The organism is Exiguobacterium sp. OS-77, from assembly GCF_000414195.2.
Classification (GTDB): domain Bacteria; phylum Bacillota; class Bacilli; order Exiguobacteriales; family Exiguobacteriaceae; genus Exiguobacterium_A; species Exiguobacterium_A indicum.
Window position 1 is genome coordinate 1549473 of sequence record NZ_DF239008.1, and the last position, 14944, is coordinate 1564416.

At 49.2% G+C, this 14944-nt stretch carries 17 protein-coding genes and 1 riboswitch; of the genes, 7 read left to right on the forward strand and 10 right to left on the reverse strand.

Going from position 1 to position 14944, the window contains the following annotated elements; all coding sequences use genetic code 11:
• Positions 1-43 precede the first annotated feature (43 nt).
• Positions 44-610, reverse strand: a complete 567-nt coding sequence (locus tag EXG77_RS07755) for a recombinase family protein (RefSeq protein WP_023468356.1) — start codon at positions 608-610, stop codon at positions 44-46.
• Between the two features lie 199 nt (positions 611-809).
• Between EXG77_RS07755 and EXG77_RS07760 the strand changes: the two genes are divergently transcribed.
• Positions 810-1283 carry a hypothetical protein gene (locus EXG77_RS07760; protein WP_029341746.1) on the forward strand — a complete coding sequence of 158 codons (474 nt, stop codon included), beginning with the start codon at positions 810-812 and terminating at the stop codon, positions 1281-1283.
• Positions 1165-1995 carry a nucleotidyltransferase domain-containing protein gene (locus EXG77_RS07765; RefSeq protein ID WP_238987927.1) on the forward strand — a complete coding sequence of 277 codons (831 nt, stop codon included), beginning with the start codon at positions 1165-1167 and terminating at the stop codon, positions 1993-1995. The genes EXG77_RS07760 and EXG77_RS07765 overlap by 119 nt, the downstream gene beginning before the upstream one ends.
• Before the next feature lie 67 nt (positions 1996-2062).
• Here EXG77_RS07765 and EXG77_RS07770 read toward each other — a convergent pair whose 3' ends face one another.
• Positions 2063-2848: a pentapeptide repeat-containing protein gene (locus tag EXG77_RS07770; RefSeq protein ID WP_035397320.1), complete on the reverse strand. Its 786-nt coding sequence runs from the start codon at positions 2846-2848 to the stop codon at positions 2063-2065.
• Between the two features lie 44 nt (positions 2849-2892).
• On the opposite strand from EXG77_RS07770, the gene EXG77_RS07775 reads away from it, so the two are divergent.
• From EXG77_RS07775 to EXG77_RS07790, 4 genes are all read left to right on the forward strand, one after another.
• Positions 2893-3321, forward strand: coding sequence for a GNAT family N-acetyltransferase (locus EXG77_RS07775; RefSeq protein ID WP_035397323.1), 429 nt, complete (start codon positions 2893-2895; stop codon positions 3319-3321).
• Positions 3321-3944, forward strand: a complete 624-nt coding sequence (locus EXG77_RS07780) for a hypothetical protein (protein ID WP_035397326.1) — start codon at positions 3321-3323, stop codon at positions 3942-3944. The genes EXG77_RS07775 and EXG77_RS07780 overlap by 1 nt, the downstream gene beginning before the upstream one ends.
• Positions 3945-3976: 32 nt before the next feature.
• Positions 3977-4306 carry an antibiotic biosynthesis monooxygenase gene (locus tag EXG77_RS07785; RefSeq protein WP_035397328.1) on the forward strand — a complete coding sequence of 110 codons (330 nt, stop codon included), beginning with the start codon at positions 3977-3979 and terminating at the stop codon, positions 4304-4306.
• Positions 4307-4422: 116 nt separating this feature from the next.
• Positions 4423-4659, forward strand: a complete 237-nt coding sequence (locus EXG77_RS07790; protein ID WP_023468349.1) for a hypothetical protein — start codon at positions 4423-4425, stop codon at positions 4657-4659.
• Between the two features lies 1 nt (position 4660).
• Here EXG77_RS07790 and EXG77_RS07795 read toward each other — a convergent pair whose 3' ends face one another.
• Together EXG77_RS07795 and EXG77_RS07800 are read right to left on the reverse strand one after the other, a co-directional pair.
• Positions 4661-5929, reverse strand: coding sequence for a hypothetical protein (locus tag EXG77_RS07795; protein ID WP_035397330.1), 1269 nt, complete (start codon positions 5927-5929; stop codon positions 4661-4663).
• Positions 5926-7194, reverse strand: a complete 1269-nt coding sequence (locus EXG77_RS07800) for a hypothetical protein (RefSeq protein WP_035397331.1) — start codon at positions 7192-7194, stop codon at positions 5926-5928. The genes EXG77_RS07795 and EXG77_RS07800 overlap by 4 nt, the downstream gene beginning before the upstream one ends.
• A 153-nt stretch (positions 7195-7347) precedes the next feature.
• Here EXG77_RS07800 and EXG77_RS07805 point away from each other — a divergent pair, with 153 nt between their 5' ends.
• A complete protein-coding gene (locus EXG77_RS07805) occupies positions 7348-8166 on the forward strand; it encodes an alpha/beta fold hydrolase (RefSeq protein ID WP_035397332.1) in 819 nt (272 codons plus the stop codon).
• 72 nt (positions 8167-8238) lie between these two features.
• Here the strand turns inward: EXG77_RS07805 and EXG77_RS07810 are convergent, their stop codons facing one another.
• From EXG77_RS07810 to EXG77_RS07835, 6 genes are all read right to left on the reverse strand, one after another.
• Positions 8239-9270 carry an NAD(P)/FAD-dependent oxidoreductase gene (locus tag EXG77_RS07810; protein ID WP_035397334.1) on the reverse strand — a complete coding sequence of 344 codons (1032 nt, stop codon included), beginning with the start codon at positions 9268-9270 and terminating at the stop codon, positions 8239-8241.
• Positions 9271-9325: 55 nt separating this feature from the next.
• Positions 9326-10048, reverse strand: a complete 723-nt coding sequence (locus tag EXG77_RS07815; protein WP_035397336.1) for an energy-coupling factor transporter transmembrane protein EcfT — start codon at positions 10046-10048, stop codon at positions 9326-9328.
• Positions 10020-11549, reverse strand: a complete 1530-nt coding sequence (locus tag EXG77_RS07820; RefSeq protein ID WP_035397338.1) for an ABC transporter ATP-binding protein — start codon at positions 11547-11549, stop codon at positions 10020-10022. The genes EXG77_RS07815 and EXG77_RS07820 overlap by 29 nt, the downstream gene beginning before the upstream one ends.
• On the reverse strand, positions 11546-12118 hold the full coding sequence (locus EXG77_RS07825; RefSeq protein WP_035397340.1) for an ECF transporter S component: 573 nt from the start codon (positions 12116-12118) through the stop codon (positions 11546-11548). Before EXG77_RS07825 ends, EXG77_RS07820 begins: the two co-directional genes overlap by 4 nt.
• A 100-nt stretch (positions 12119-12218) precedes the next feature.
• Positions 12219-12318: riboswitch (TPP riboswitch) on the reverse strand.
• A gap of 95 nt (positions 12319-12413) precedes the next feature.
• Positions 12414-13091, reverse strand: coding sequence for a 50S ribosomal protein L25/general stress protein Ctc (locus EXG77_RS07830; protein WP_035397342.1), 678 nt, complete (start codon positions 13089-13091; stop codon positions 12414-12416).
• Positions 13092-13383: 292 nt separating this feature from the next.
• Entirely contained in the window at positions 13384-14934 is a 1551-nt protein-coding gene (locus tag EXG77_RS07835) for a GNAT family N-acetyltransferase (RefSeq protein WP_052017120.1), read from the reverse strand.
• Between the last annotated feature and the right edge of the window lie 10 nt (positions 14935-14944).

The window sequence follows — 14944 nt, forward strand, 5'->3', positions numbered from 1 at the left end:
TTAAAGCAAAATAGCTAAAAAAAAGGCTGATTCCATGATGGAGTCAGCCTTTATCTGTATCGATTGTCTCGCTTTCGAGATATCGGTACAACGTACTTTTACTAATACCGGTCTGTTCGCGGATATCAGCGAGCGAATAGTTTTTACTTTGATACATCGCGATCGCGCGGCGGACATTTTCATCCGGCTTCCGCGGTCGACCGGTCTGCTTTCCTTGTTCTTTTGCTTTTGAGAGTCCGGCACGCGTCGACATGCTGATGACGTCACTTTGCAGCTGGACCAGGTGGCGTGCCGTTTCAAGAAACGACAAGGAAGCACGCTCGCTCGTCCGAATCTGTTCGCGGAGTGACCACAGCGTCGCACCGCGTGTCTCCATGTGCTCGAGCATCTCGATCAAGTGCCGCGTCGAGTCTGCTAAGATGTAGAGATGCGTGACGATGACTTCGTCTCCCGTCTGAAGGGTCTCGAGCATCTGTTCTAATTCCGTCCGTCGTTTCGCTGAATCATGCGTCTCGATGACACGTGTCGTCACATTCATCTTGTCGGCTTCCGCTTGTTGCGTAGAACAGTCTGGATCATCCGGATAGGGTCTCATGTAGAAATATTGCATGGATGGAGCTCCTCTCTGTCGATCACGATCGACGTCAGTTCCTCATCAGTATACCGTATTCTCACCTCCGTGCCGCAGAAAACCGAAAACAAGCCTTTCTTCTCATGTTCGTATCGACTAATTTGTGGTAAATTGAGTGGAAGTAAGTTTCTCGGACTCATCCCGATACCATTCATTCTTTTTAAATGAGGTGCTCATCATGAACAAAGAAGATCATCAACTCGCCCGTCAGCTTTTGACGACCTATTTCATCGGCACACAGTTAGCGACGGTCCATGTCGCAGGCTACGTCACGCTCGAATTCATCAATTTGTTCGATACGACTGCGCCTGAACTACGACTTCGGATCGAGACGGATCGTCTGTTTTATGGCGATGTCGAGACGACACAGGACTGGGTCGTCCGCCATGCGACGAAGGAAGAGATGTTACACTTGATCGTCTCGCTTCACGCGGAACGCATCACCGGTGTCCGGATCGGAAAGACGGCACCCCACTTATTCCTAACGTTTAGCAACGGACAAACGCTCGTCCTGAACGGATCGGATACATATTATGAATCGTGGGCGATCGATATCGGTCTCGCGCCACATCGAGCCGACGCGACGATCGTTGCCGTACCAGGTGACGAACTGGCCGTCTTCTCCGGAATCGGTGAACAAGTTGAAGACTAAGTGGACACGCATGGAGTGGTGCGACTGGATCATGCCGCTCGTTGCGTCACGGTACCCGAATCACTGTGCTGTTTTACTTGCCGGCAGCCATACGCGAGGGCAAGCGACCGCACAATCAGATGTCGATGTGATCATTTTTGAAGCAAGTCGAGGTCAGGCGTACCGAGAGTCGTTCATCCATGACGGTGTCCCGGTCGAAGCATTCGTCCATTCCTTTGAGACGATTGCACATTTTTTCGAGAGTGATCGGGAACGTGGTCGCCCGTCCCTGCAACGAATGATTGCTGACAGTTGGACAATCGAGGATCATCCGCGACTTGCCTCTATCCGTCAAGAAGCGGCTCAACAATTGGTAGACGGACCGATTGCGTGGACGACTTCGGAACAAGAGCGCGCACGTTATTTTTTAAGTGATGTGCTCGACGAATTCGAGAGTGTGACGAACCGCGCAGAAAGTTTAGCGATTGCGTCAGGTTTATATGAACAGAGCATCGAGTTCGTCCTTCGCGCCAATCGTCGCTTCATTGGGCAAGGGAAGTGGGCGATCCGTGCTCTTGCGGAGTTTGACGAAGATTATGCCAGTCGACACACAATGGCATTCGAGTTGTATTATCAATCGGATGACCGACGAGAGGTCGTCGCGTTAGTCGATGATTATCTCGCACCATTCGGCGGGCGTTATTTTGACGGCTTTACGCTCGGTAAACGATAACAAGCAAAAGGAGGTACGCTTTCGGATCAATCGACCGAAAACGTGCCTCCTTATCGTTCACTTCCGTTTAACGCCAATGGGACGGACGGAGTAAGCGACGCGGTAACTGCGTCGCCGCATTACCGATTGCCGCATTGATTTGTGCTTGTGTCAAAAAGAGCGCGTCCGTCAGATCGGCGTCTTTGACGTTACAGTCTCGCAAATCAGCCCCAAGAAAGTTGACTCCGCGCAGGTCACTGTGCGACAAGTTCGTCGAAAGCAACCACTGATTCTGAACACTGGCACCTGAGAAATTACGTCCTTGTAGCTGTTTTCCGACCCAGTCGCGTGGTGTCTGGTCGCGTCTTCCGCTATACTGAGCTTGAACACGCGATGCAATTATTTCAAGGAGTGGTCGGACGGTTTGACGAACCGGTATCAAGTCAAGTCGTTCAAATTGATCGGCTGGTAATGCCGCGTACCGAGTCAGTGCGGCAAGCGTCTCATCGAGTTGATCGTGGATGTCACGCGTGACATCACGTTTCCCGTCGGTTATGTACCACATCATCTCAAACAAATGAACCATCTTCGGGAAGGCAGCATAGATCGCTTGGCGTCGCTTAGGTGCATCATCGCCTTCGAATGTCCGCTGTGATAGATGCTGTCCGGCACCGAGACAATCATAGACGGTACAGCCTTTGTAGCCGCTGTCGCGTAACCGGTCATGGATGCGACAGCTGTAGTCCGCGTCAAGATTACGACACGGTGTTGCTTCCGGTTTGTCATGACCAAAATCACTGGATTTCGAAAAAGCGAGTGCGGTACAACATAAACCAAAACACTTCGTACAATCAATCTGGAACGTAGGTTCCATCGGATTCACCTCCACTACTACTATAACAAGAAAGGAGTTTGAACATGCTGCAATTTCAACTTAATGAAAATGAGGACGGACAGGACTGGCTTAGGCAACAAGTGCGTCAATACAATGTCGAGCGTTCACCGCTTCATGCGACGAAACGCTCCGAGGGAACACAAGCCGTCACATTACTTGCGACGCGTGATGATCAACCGATCGGCGGCATCTCAGGGGAAATGTACTGGGGCTGGTTACATATTGAATGGTTCTTCGTTGCCGAAGAGGAACGGGGAAGTGGGCTCGGTACTCAGTTATTCCGTCAACTGGAGGAATGGGCACGAGCAGCGGGTGTTCAGCGAATCCGCGTCGAGACATTCTCGTTTCAAGCGCTCCCGTTTTATGAGCGACAAGGATTCGTCGAAGTCGGACGAATCGATGACTATCCACCAGGGATGAGCTATCATCTGCTCGTCAAACAGGTCGACTGATGAAACGGCGTCTTTTCCTCATCTTATTGTTCGGTCTCGTGCTCGGAACGCTGACGGGGATTCAGCCACGTCAAGAGACCGCTTCTTTTACGGCGAAGCAAGTCGCCCAGTTATATACACAGATGACGAACACGCCGATTGAAGCGCGCGACGTCTACTTCGTCGAACGACTGTCTGACCATTACGCCGTCGCGTATCTTGAAGCGAACCACGACCGCTTGTTTTTGCTCCTGCAACAAACCGATGAGGCACAACGAATCGACCGAATCATTCGCTCGAAACAGACGAGGGAGACGGATTGGTTTGAAGGTCGTTTGTTGACGACGGACGAAGGTCGATACCTTGTCGCCTACGGCATGAACGGTTCGAAACAAATGAAATCGATCCGGTTCGAGCCGTATAAGACGACGGCTGATGGCGAAGCGCCGCTTCGTCCGATGCAACGCTCATTGTCGGTAGCAGAGCAGGAACGTTTCCATACTGTCCAACCGTTACCGGATGCCTTCCCGCATTCGCTCTATTTCGAGATGATCGCGACGAGCGTAGACGGAAAAGAGACGATCCAACGATTGACGTTACCAAGCGATAACGCATCCGCGTTTTCAACCCGGAATGACTTTTAGTATACTGAAGACGAAAAAAGGGGGAGAAGAACATGTGGATCGTCATGAACCAGTTACACGTCGTCAAAGGTGCAGCAGATCAAGTCGCAGCGCGTTTTAAGACGACGAAAGGAATCGAACGAATGGAAGGGTTCCACCGGATGCAAGTCCTCGTCGATATCAGTCAGGCAGAAGAAGACATCGTCACGATCATGACGACATGGTCGAATCAAGCGGCATTCCATGCATGGCAAGAGAGTCAAGCGTACAAAGGCGTTCACCATAAGCGGGATAACGGAACGTCGGAAGTCAAACCGCTCGTGACGTCGAATACCGTCACGGAATATGCGATCGTCGCTGATCACAGTGCCGTCGTGGACTAAACACTAACACCCCTGAGAAGATTTCTCTCAGGGGTGTTGTTTGTAATGATAGATTAGAATGTTTTCCCGTAATCTGGGTATATTCTAACAAACTAGATGAAACGAGGTGACACCGCATGGTCTATCGTAAACCTGTCGTCTCTAGCCTGTCCGTCCTCGGTGGTATGATCCTGCTCTTTGGTTTCTTGACGAGCGGTAGCTTCATTTATCTCTACTTCTTCGTCTTACTATTCGCTTGCGTGTCCTTTTTACGTGAACCGTTGACGCGTAAAGAGTGGTTACGCGAGGGGATTGCCTTTATCTTCTGGTGTTCCTTGATTTATTTGCTCCAACATCTCATCTTTATGGTGTGAGTCATTTTTCGTATAGCTCAAATAAGGAAAGGATGATGTCACGACCTGTCGCCGAAAGATGAACCGACACGTCACGTTTCGGATCCTTCAAGTAAATCTCGGTCTTTTTGACACGCTTGTCGAGATAAACTTCGTATTGTTGTCCTTTCACTCCTTTTCGGAACGTCAAGTATTTCCACTTCGCCCGTTTTCCTCGTACGTCAGCCTGTTCACTTGTCTTGATTGCTTTTTGCAATTTCCCGGACTCATCACTTGTCATCATGATCGTATCCTCGACTTTAAGACGATCTTTAGAAGAATCGCTTTGATCATAAAGATAATGCTTGAACTGCTTTTGATGGAAGAGTGTTATGTCATTGATAGTGGATAGAACATCTTCTTCCGATAAGTCCTGTCGAGCAAGCTCAGACGGACGTTCCATCGTGTGCTGAATCGACAATTCGTAGCGGAATTGGCGTCCGTTTTTTTCTGTTGCGATAAGCGTGCCGTAATGTTCCGGTGTGCCGTCACCAGGAATGAAGCGGACTTTTCCGGGCTGTTTCATCGCATGGATCGACGTCTCCATCTGCTGTCCACTGATCAATTGCGGTATGCGTACAAAGGAGTTATACGATATATCGTCATTCTCATTATATTTCTCATTGTACGTCAGATAAAGCTTCGTATCTTCAGTAAAGGGAGTAAGGGCTTCTGCATAGACGACGAATGTCTTTCGTTCGTCTTTTTTCGTTACATCAGTCGCTTTCATCACCAGGTAACCTGATCCAGGTAGCGCTAATTTTCGAACAGAACCGTTTATGATGTTATCATCACGTGAGAACCAGTCCTCTTTTTTAATGGTGTCTGGCTGTACTTCTAACTCGGTCGGATGTTCAACCAGCTTCGTTTTCGCAAAGACATCTTGTTTGGTTGATAAGAGGTGATACTCGCTGTCAGCCATATTCTGACAATACAGATATGTTTGTTCTCCGGACTGGACATAACGAGCCATTTGTCCTAAGTAATCTTCAAATGGTGCCGTCATCACGACGGAGAACGTGTCACCATAAGAATAATTTTTTGGAGCTTTTACCGCTTTTGATCGACACTCCTCCATGATGACACTCATTTCCTTTTCCGATAACATCTTCGGAGGTTCTTTGCCTTTAAACCGCGCTCCATCATACAATTTCGATAAGTAATCCCATTTGAAATTCGGAGCGTCACTTTGACAACCGCTTAACGCGAGCGTTGCTGCAAGTGTGAGTCCGATCCAGTAACGTTTGTTCATTTGTTAAGCACCTCACTGAGTGCTTCACTTGTCGTACCCGACAGCTTAGCACCGTTCTTTGTTCCCTTTTTGACGACATAGATTTCAAGCTTTTTGGCGCGTTTGCGTTCAAATAGCTCGAACGTTTGGCTTTTTCCTTGGCGCATCAATGTTAATTTTTTCTGATTTAGTTTCGTGCCCTGTGGCTCCATGACATCGGTCTCTTTTAATTCCTGAGCGATTTTTTTCGCTAATTTATCCGGTATTGCCGAGACAAACTTATAATCGCTCTCGACGAGCTCTTTCGGTGATTGATGGATAAAACCGACATAGCTGGTTGGCGATGTATCAAAGAATACGTATTTGTAATTCGCGGGTTTTTCGTAAGTCTGATTGAGACGCATATAAATCGATGTTTCCTGAACGATTTTGCCTTCTTCTTTCTTCCGAACAGTCGCAAAAGGAACCGTCTGTCCCACTGAAAGTGTATCAGGAAGTTGTTTTCGTTCGATTTGATACGATTGCCCCATCACATGATCTTGAATGACGGATGGAATTCCGATACGATCACCACTGGTCATTAGTTCGATTGATGTATGTTGCAAACCACTATTCGGAATGACACGAAAAGCTAAATTCAATTCGGAACCGGATAGGGATTCGGTCGTCTCAAAGAGTGTTTGTTCGTCGTCCTTACTTTTGTCTTTCATGAAAAGAACGAATTGACCTTCCGGTGGTAAGGACAGCTGGTAGGACGGGAAGAGGTAATGTCCCATCTCTTTCGATTGCTTACTTTCTTCATTTTCCTGTTTTTGCTGATCCATTACTTTTTTTGGTACAGGTTTAAAACGGACAATCGTCGATTTAGCTTTAACCGGTTGTTTTGACCAATTGACGAATGGATAATCACTTCGTTTAATCTGATGGACCGCATAATCCGCATGGCGTATCGGCTGACAGGCCAGATAGTCTTTTTTTTCGTCTGATAGGAAACGAACGTGTTGGAACTCACGCCCTTGGATATTTGCAGGAAGGAAATACAAATCGAATCCTTCGTGTTGCACGTATCGGTCAGGTAAGCGCTTCATGTCAGATTTTTGCTGACAACCCTTCAACAAAGCAGCCGTTTGTTTTTTCGGGAGATCCGGTATCTCTTGACCATCAAAGGTAGTCGAAATACCACCCCAGTAATTGGCATCGTATGTAAGATCTAAGTATTGTTCTTTACCGCATCCGGCAAGTAGGACTACGCCTGCGAGAATACCGGTATGTATATAGCGTCTCATGGAAAACCTCCTTTATCCTAGTGACTATATTTTACCATAATTTCTAGAATAGACAGAATTTTCTATAATACTTTAGCATCAAGATGTTTGACATCTCTTGACTCGGGAATAATAGATGCATGCACGGCAATCTATTACTATGGGGGTTTTATGATGGGTACATTCATTCAAGCAGTTGATGGCACGAAAATTTATGTCGAGGATGTCGGGTCGGGTCAACCGGTCGTCTTTTTACACGGCTGGCCGGCAAACAATAACATGTTCGAGTATCAAAAGAACTTGCTCGTCGAAGAAGGGTACCGTTACGTCGGAATCGATTATCGCGGTTATGGCAAATCAGATGCACCAGCAACGGGATACGATTATAAGACGATGGCGTCCGACATTAATGAAGTCATCGAACAGCTGAAATTAACGAATGTCACGTTGCTCGGCTTCTCGATGGGAGGAGGAATCGCCTTGTCCTATCTCTTGCAATACGGGGATTCAAAAGTCAGTAAGCTCGTTCTCGCTGGAGCCGCAGCCCCTGTCTTTACACAACGCGACGGCTATCCATACGGGATGACAAAAGAAGAAGTCGATGCGTTGATTGCCGACACGAAACAGGATCGTCCGTCAATGCTCAAAGGATTCGGGGAAATCTTCTTTGCGAAGGAACATCCAGAACCACTTCAACAATGGTTCCATGGACTTAGTATCGCCGCTTCGTCCCACGGTACGATTCAGTCAGCGATCGCCTTACGTGACGAGGACTTGCGTGGGAAACTCGGAGACATCAAAGTCGATACGTTAATCATCCACGGTAAAAAAGACCAAGTCTGTCCGTTCGAGTTCGCGGAAGAAATGCAAAAGGAAATTCCACATGCACGCCTCGAAGTCTTTGAAGAGAGTGGGCACGGTATGTTGCTTGATGAACAAGAGAAGTTCAACGAAACGTTACTCTCGTACGTTAAAGGAAATCAAACCGTCTAATCCAACAAGCCATGGACACCCGTCCATGGCTTGTTTTTGTGTACAGGAAAAAGCGTGCGCCGGCGCACGCTTTTATGGGCGATACTTCCGCATGAACCGTTGATCGATCCAGCGCTTCAAGTACCAACCGAACGGGTGAGTCGAATACTGATTGCCATACATTGAAACCGCATGCCGTGGTCCCATCGATAAAATCGTCAAATAGTTCATTTGCGGACGATAGGTTTGCAGTGCCTCTTCCTGGACGTACCGTAAGAGATTTGCTAGTAAGATCGGTGCTTGCCGGACAGCTGTGACGCCATTCTTTGGAATATCGGGATAAGCGACGAGGGTCGCTGCGTCACCCGCAGCAAACAGACTTGGATGATTGAGCGCTTGCAACTGCTCATTGACGAGTAGGAACCCGTCTTCCGTGAAGAGCTTACTGTCTGCAAACAATACCGGTGCTTTCGCACCCGTCAAGCGGATGATCGCATCTGACTCGATTGGTGGGTGATGCTTGAAGCGGAGTGGTGGTTCGTCATCTATTGGACGTTCCCGGATCCAATATACATCGAGTTCTTTTAACCGTCGTGTAATGGCTTCCGCTGCTGGGTGTCCTGAAAGTAACTTTGGATCCGTGATCAGTGTAATCGGCACATCCGCCACTTTCAAGGACGCCGCCATCTCGACGGCCGCTGCACCGCTTCCAATCAAGACTGGACGCTTTGCTTGTTGCAGACGCTTTAATGTATCCGGTAACCGGTAGTTCGGTTTAATCGATAATCGTGTCGTATCTTCCGACCAATCGAACGAGCCGATATTCGTCGAGACGACGTCATAAGTATAGTGTCTGCCGGATGCACCGAAGACGACTTTTTCAACGGGATCGATTTTGATGACGATCTCCTCGATGAATTGTTTATCATAGGCGCGACATAAGGCGGCGACGTCGATACGGATCTCATCAATGCCGTATGTTCCGTCAGCAAGTCCGGAGTACATGCCCGAGTAATATTGGTACGTCGAGGCGTTTAAAATCAGCCACTCGACGTCTTCTGTTGGTCCGTGTGTAATGCAATGCAGATGAGCGTGCCCTGCACCAATCAAGAGGATTCGTTTCATGTCGTTCTCCTTCAATCTGTCTTGCTAGAATGTACCCGGATACGGGTGGCGGTAATCATAGACAAAAGACAAGACTGATAAACAGGAGGATGACCACGAGGTAGATAATATCCTTGCGCTGAACGACTGGCACTTCATAATATGTCCGTTCCACTGAAAAATGACGGGCTTCGAAAGCGATTGCCATCCGTTCTGCCCGCTGGATCGATCGCGAGAAGAGCGGTAAGCCGATTGATAGGAACGCATCACCAGGAAAGCGACTGTGCACGTTCCGAATCATTCGGACTCGCCGTAAGACGCGGACTTCTTCGACCAGTTGTGGCAGAAAGCGGATCCCGGCAAGGAACCCATACGCGAAGCGAGGCGACACCTTTGCCTGGTGAATTAAGCTCATCACGAACCGGGTCGCATCGGTCGTCGTGACGAAAGCGAAACTTAAGCAGACGAACGTTGCCATCCGTAAGGCAAGTAACCAGCCGTGCATGACACTTTCCGACGTGACATGAAACCAACCAAACGACCATAGAGGATTCGTTCCTTTGCCGAAGGCTGCCATCATCCAGAACGTCAATAAGAATAATAGACTGTAAGGTGCGAGTCGTTTCAAGAAATCGCGAGGACCCCACCCGGAGAGGAGTAGCAGAGCGATAGCAAAACTCAGGAACACCAACGTCTTGACCCAGTCGTTCGTTGCAATCAAGGCAAACATGATCAAAACCAATCCGCTCCCCTTAATGACAGGATTGAGTTTAGCGAACGGTGACGCGTTCGTCTGCATTGCGCTTCACCTCCTGGAATTGGTACGAAAGTGGACGTTGTAGCTGACAGCGTTCGAGTAACGGAACGTCAGCGAATAACTCGCTCGGACGTCCGTCAAAGGCAATCCGGCCTTGCTCCATGACGAGGACACGATCCGCGTATCGGGCAACGAGTTCCATATCGTGTGTTGCCATGACGAGCGTCGTTCCGTTTTGTTGTTCCGTCAACAACTGTTCCATGAGCCGCCGTGTCGTCAATCCATCCTGTCCGAACGTCGGTTCATCGAGCAACAATAAATCCTTCGTCTGCCCGAGCATCGTCGCGACGCTGAGCCGTCGTTGTTGCCCCGTACTAAGCGCAAGCGGTGACTGCTGTTTGACAGATGCGAGTTCCAGTCGTTCGAGCAACGCTGTGCGCTCATCACTCGTCGCTGCCCGGTGACTCCAGTCGATTTCCGCTTCGACTGTCAGTTTGAGAAACTGCAGATCCGGTTGTTGAAAGACATAACCAACGTGCTCATAAAAGCGTCGCCGGGAGTAACGCTGAGCCGGACGTTCCTGGAACCGATATGTTCCACGATGCGAGAGCAACCGACCGAGTGTTGCAAGCAACGTACTTTTCCCGGAGCCGTTTGCCCCGAGCAGCATCACCCATTCTCCCGTCTTCAGGGAAAATGTCGCATCGGTCAGCGGGTAAGGTGCTTTCGTCGATAATGCAGCGACGTGTAACAAGGGAATGCCTGCAGTAGCGACTGGAGGAAGCACATGAAGTCGCGCTGCTTGTGGTCCATCTATGGGTAACGTCTCTAACGTGTACGGATACAAAGAGGGAACAGCGATCCCTTTCGATTGAAGATCCGTATACGCCTGCGGGAACAAATCCTGCGGATGCGCCGTTGCAGTCACCGATCCGTCCTCAAGTAAGACGATTTTGTCGATGTAAGGTAAACAGACATCGAGTTGGTGTTCGATCAAGACGATCGTTAAATCATGTTCTTTCTGAATCCGAAAGATCAACGCCATCAGCTCGTGTTGCCCGATCGGGTCAATCTGAGCTGTTGGTTCATCGAGTAATAAGATCGTCGGCTCAAGTGCCAGGACCGCGGCGAGCGCGAGGCGTTGTTTCATCCCCCCGGATAGACTCGCGATTGGTGTCGAGAAGGGGAGAGGGAGACCAACGAGTGCGAGTAAGCGTTCAATGCGTTCCTCCATCTCTGCGCGTGGAATCGACCGGTTTTCTAAGCTAAAAGCGATTTCCCGTCCGATCGTTTCCATGCAGAACTGTTCTTCTGGATTTTGGAACAGCACTCCGACCGAACCGGACCGGGTAACGGTTCCAGTCTGTTCGACTTCAATCGTCTCTGGTGTCAGTCCGGCTAGGGCATGAAGCAGTGTCGTCTTGCCACTCCCGCTTCGTCCGAGCAGAAGGGTCGTTCCTTGCTCGATCGTCAGCGATACATGATCGAGCACCGACTTCATCTGACCGGGGTAGCGGATGCTGAGATCGTCGACAGTAATCATGCGACTTCCCGTTTCGCACGTCCTGCCGCAAACCCGTTCAAGACACCGGTCGCAACAAGGCGACGGACGAGAATCGCTGCAAGCAAGCCGCCCAGTAATGCGCCACTAATTAATTGTAAGCCAGTTGTCGCAAGCAACGTCGTCGTCGTGTAGTAACCGAATCCGTTCGCGATCAGACTATAGACAATGCTACCAATCGCGGCTCCAACACCCGATAACATCAATGTCCATGTGTCATAACGGCGATAACGCGTCATCGCAAAGACGATTTCCGCACCAAGCCCTTGGCATACCCCGATCAGTAGAGCCGATAAACCAAAGTGACTACCCGTGAACAGCTCGACGGCTGCCGCGACGATTTCCGCGATGAGAGCGGCACCTGGTTTTTGAATGATTGCTGCGACGAGCGGGCTCGCGATGATCCAGATCCCAAACATCCAGTTGGCACCGACAGGTCCGAAGATCGCAGACATCGGTAACCAGAGTGTTGACCAACCAAGATAGATGACCCCGCAAGCGACGGCGAGCATCATCATGACCATAATTTCTTTCATTTTCCAGTTTTGCATTAGGTACGTCCTCCTTAGAATGGGGGAGACGCCAAAAAAGACCGCCCTCCGTAAAAAAGAGAGCGGTCCTCAGAAAAACTGCGCGCAGCAGGAGTCATTGGATGTGATCGCTCCACTTTCCTACGCTAGTATGAACTAGATCAGGTTCGAAGGGTCCGAAGTGAATCGTCTCAGCCAAATGGGCTCCCCTAGTGGATATGGTAATAGGTGATACGCTGTTCACTTTAGGCAATCTTCTGTCTATTGTCAAGACACAAAAAAACGATACGCCACGAAGGGCGTATCGTCAAACGACTTATTTGTTGTCTTCGTTCTCTTCTTTTGCTTCTTCTGAAGACTCTTCCGTAGCTTCCGCTTCGTTGTCTTCACCAGCTTCCGCTTGTGCCTCAGCTTCTGCTTCTTCGATTTCCTCAAGCTCTTGTTCAAGCGTTGATTCGACGACAGCTGCGACTTGAATGTCGCCTTCTGTGACGATACGGAAATCTTTTTGTTCTGGAAGATCAGCAACAGAAATCGAATCGCCGATTTCGAGGTTCGTGACGTCGACTTCGACGTTCTCTGGTAATTTATCTGGTGTAGCTGCGACTGTTACTTTAAAGAGTGTCTGTGACAGGAATCCACCGACTTTAGCGCCAGCTGCTTCGCCGACGAGTACGACGTCTGCTTCGACTTCTGTCTCTTCATCCATTTTAACGGCGATGAATTCAACGTGATCGACAGTTGGTGTGAAGACATCCATATCACGACGGTTGATCAAGACGTTAATATTTTTACCGTCGAGTTTCAGTGAAATCAAGACGTTCTCACCGTTTTCTCGAACGATTTTAAGCAATTCTTTTTCTTCGAATGAGATTGGTGTACTTTCCACTTTGTAACCATACACGACACCAAGAGCTTTTCCTTCATGACGTAATTGTTTACGGAGTGAGCGTGGACGTACCTCGCGTTTTTCGGCTGTTAATTTAACTGACATGTTCATTTCCCCCTTGAATTTGGTATAGCCCTCAAAAGGTAATGAATGTAGGAGCAGGACAAGTCCTGAACAATATGAAACATGCTAAGACAATCGGTTTCAGACTCGCTTTGAATCTGACGCTTTCGTGACTTTGCATTTCTCTCCCAGGTCATTACGCTGATATTGAGAAACATGTGTGAGTAAGTCACCGGTTTGATGCGGTGCTAGTGAGTTTATACCCCTATGTTTTAAATCCTTAAACCTCTATTTTTTATTTTTTAAAGTCGAAAGACCTCCAAACCGCTTGAAATCAAGGGTTAAGAGGTCTTTCATTTTTTTCATTTTTTATGGTGATGCGTTGGTTTTCACGGACTAATACTCGGATGAGACGTTCGATGTGCCGCATCGTCGTCTGTCCCATCGTTGAGATTTGGAGCCATTGATTATGGACGAGATAGTCGCTTTCATATTGAACATGATAGCCCTGGATCCGGAGAGCGTCTCCTAAAGCGGTTGCCGACGGATGGACGATCGTCAGAATTCCCGGCGCTTGTGCTTCTTGAGTCGCAAGCAGGTTAAAACCAGTCGCTCGAACGACCTGTTCGAGATAAGTCATCTTGATGGCGGCTTGATCGAGATCAAGGGCATCGAGCGCTGCCTGACAAGCCAGCAACAAGTTCGATGAGCCGGAAAAGGCGACGCCTTCCGCATAGAGTCCGAGATCCAGATAACGTGGAACACGTGGAGAAGGTAGGATGCAGTCTGTATGACCGATGAACGCAAGACCCGGTAAACCTCCAATTGCCTTTCCGGAGACGGTCGTGACGAATCTGCAGCCAGCGTATGAGAAACGTCCGGTCCCGACGGCGCTGATCGCATCGACGATGAGTGCGGTTCGTTGATTTAACAGCGCTTTTACCGCATCGAGATCGTAGAGAACGCCCGTAGACGTCTCACAATGCGTCAACCAAATCCAGTCGTACTCCGTTTGATGCAGCTGGCTTGCGAGCTGTTCTAATTCGATTGGGTGACCGGACGGAAGCAGGTGGATATCAAATGACTTTCCTGCTCGTGCCGCGTGATCGATCAAGCGTTGACCGAACTCGCCACCGTTTAGGATCAATCCATGTCCACTCAGTTGTTGTGCGACAATATCGTTGGCGAGGGTGCCACTGCCAACAGCCATCGAGACATGTGGCAAATCCAGCAACTGACACATCCGACCACGTAAATCTTGATCGAGCTGGCGCATCGAAGCCGTCCGGTGTGGGCGCGGTGCTTGTTGCGCCGCTTGGCGGACTGTTGGTGCAACCTCGACCGGACCGGCTAGAAAATGCAGAGGACGTAAAACGTCCGCGATGACGGACCGTTCGTATGTTGCGCGCGACAACAACATCGGTACGAACTGGGCATCGCCACTACCGAGCGTTGCTGCGATTGGTGTGAAGCCGAACCGCGCATATAGTTTAGCTTCCCGTGTCGTACCACTGATATAGACATGATCAATCGTTTCCCGCTCCAAGTAGACCATCAAAAAGCGCATCAATTGCATGAACGTAAGACTATTGCGGTATTCGGGACGAACGCTGAGTAAACGGATTTCCGCTGGGTCCGTCAGTGTCTCATCTAGCGTCACGCCCTTTTCCTCAAGCGAAAAAGGACGATGCTTCCGAATGGCGATCATCGCGACGAGTCGATCGTCTTCCTTGCCGATCAGATAAGTATTTTGATCATGAAACCGGTCAATCCGTTTCCGTTCGGTGTTCGGTTGATGTTGCGGAATCTCTTCCGTGAAGGTGAGGTAGTTCAGTTCATGGATTGCTTCCGCGTCCGAAGCGGTGGCAATGGAAAAATCAATCATGAGACGTCCT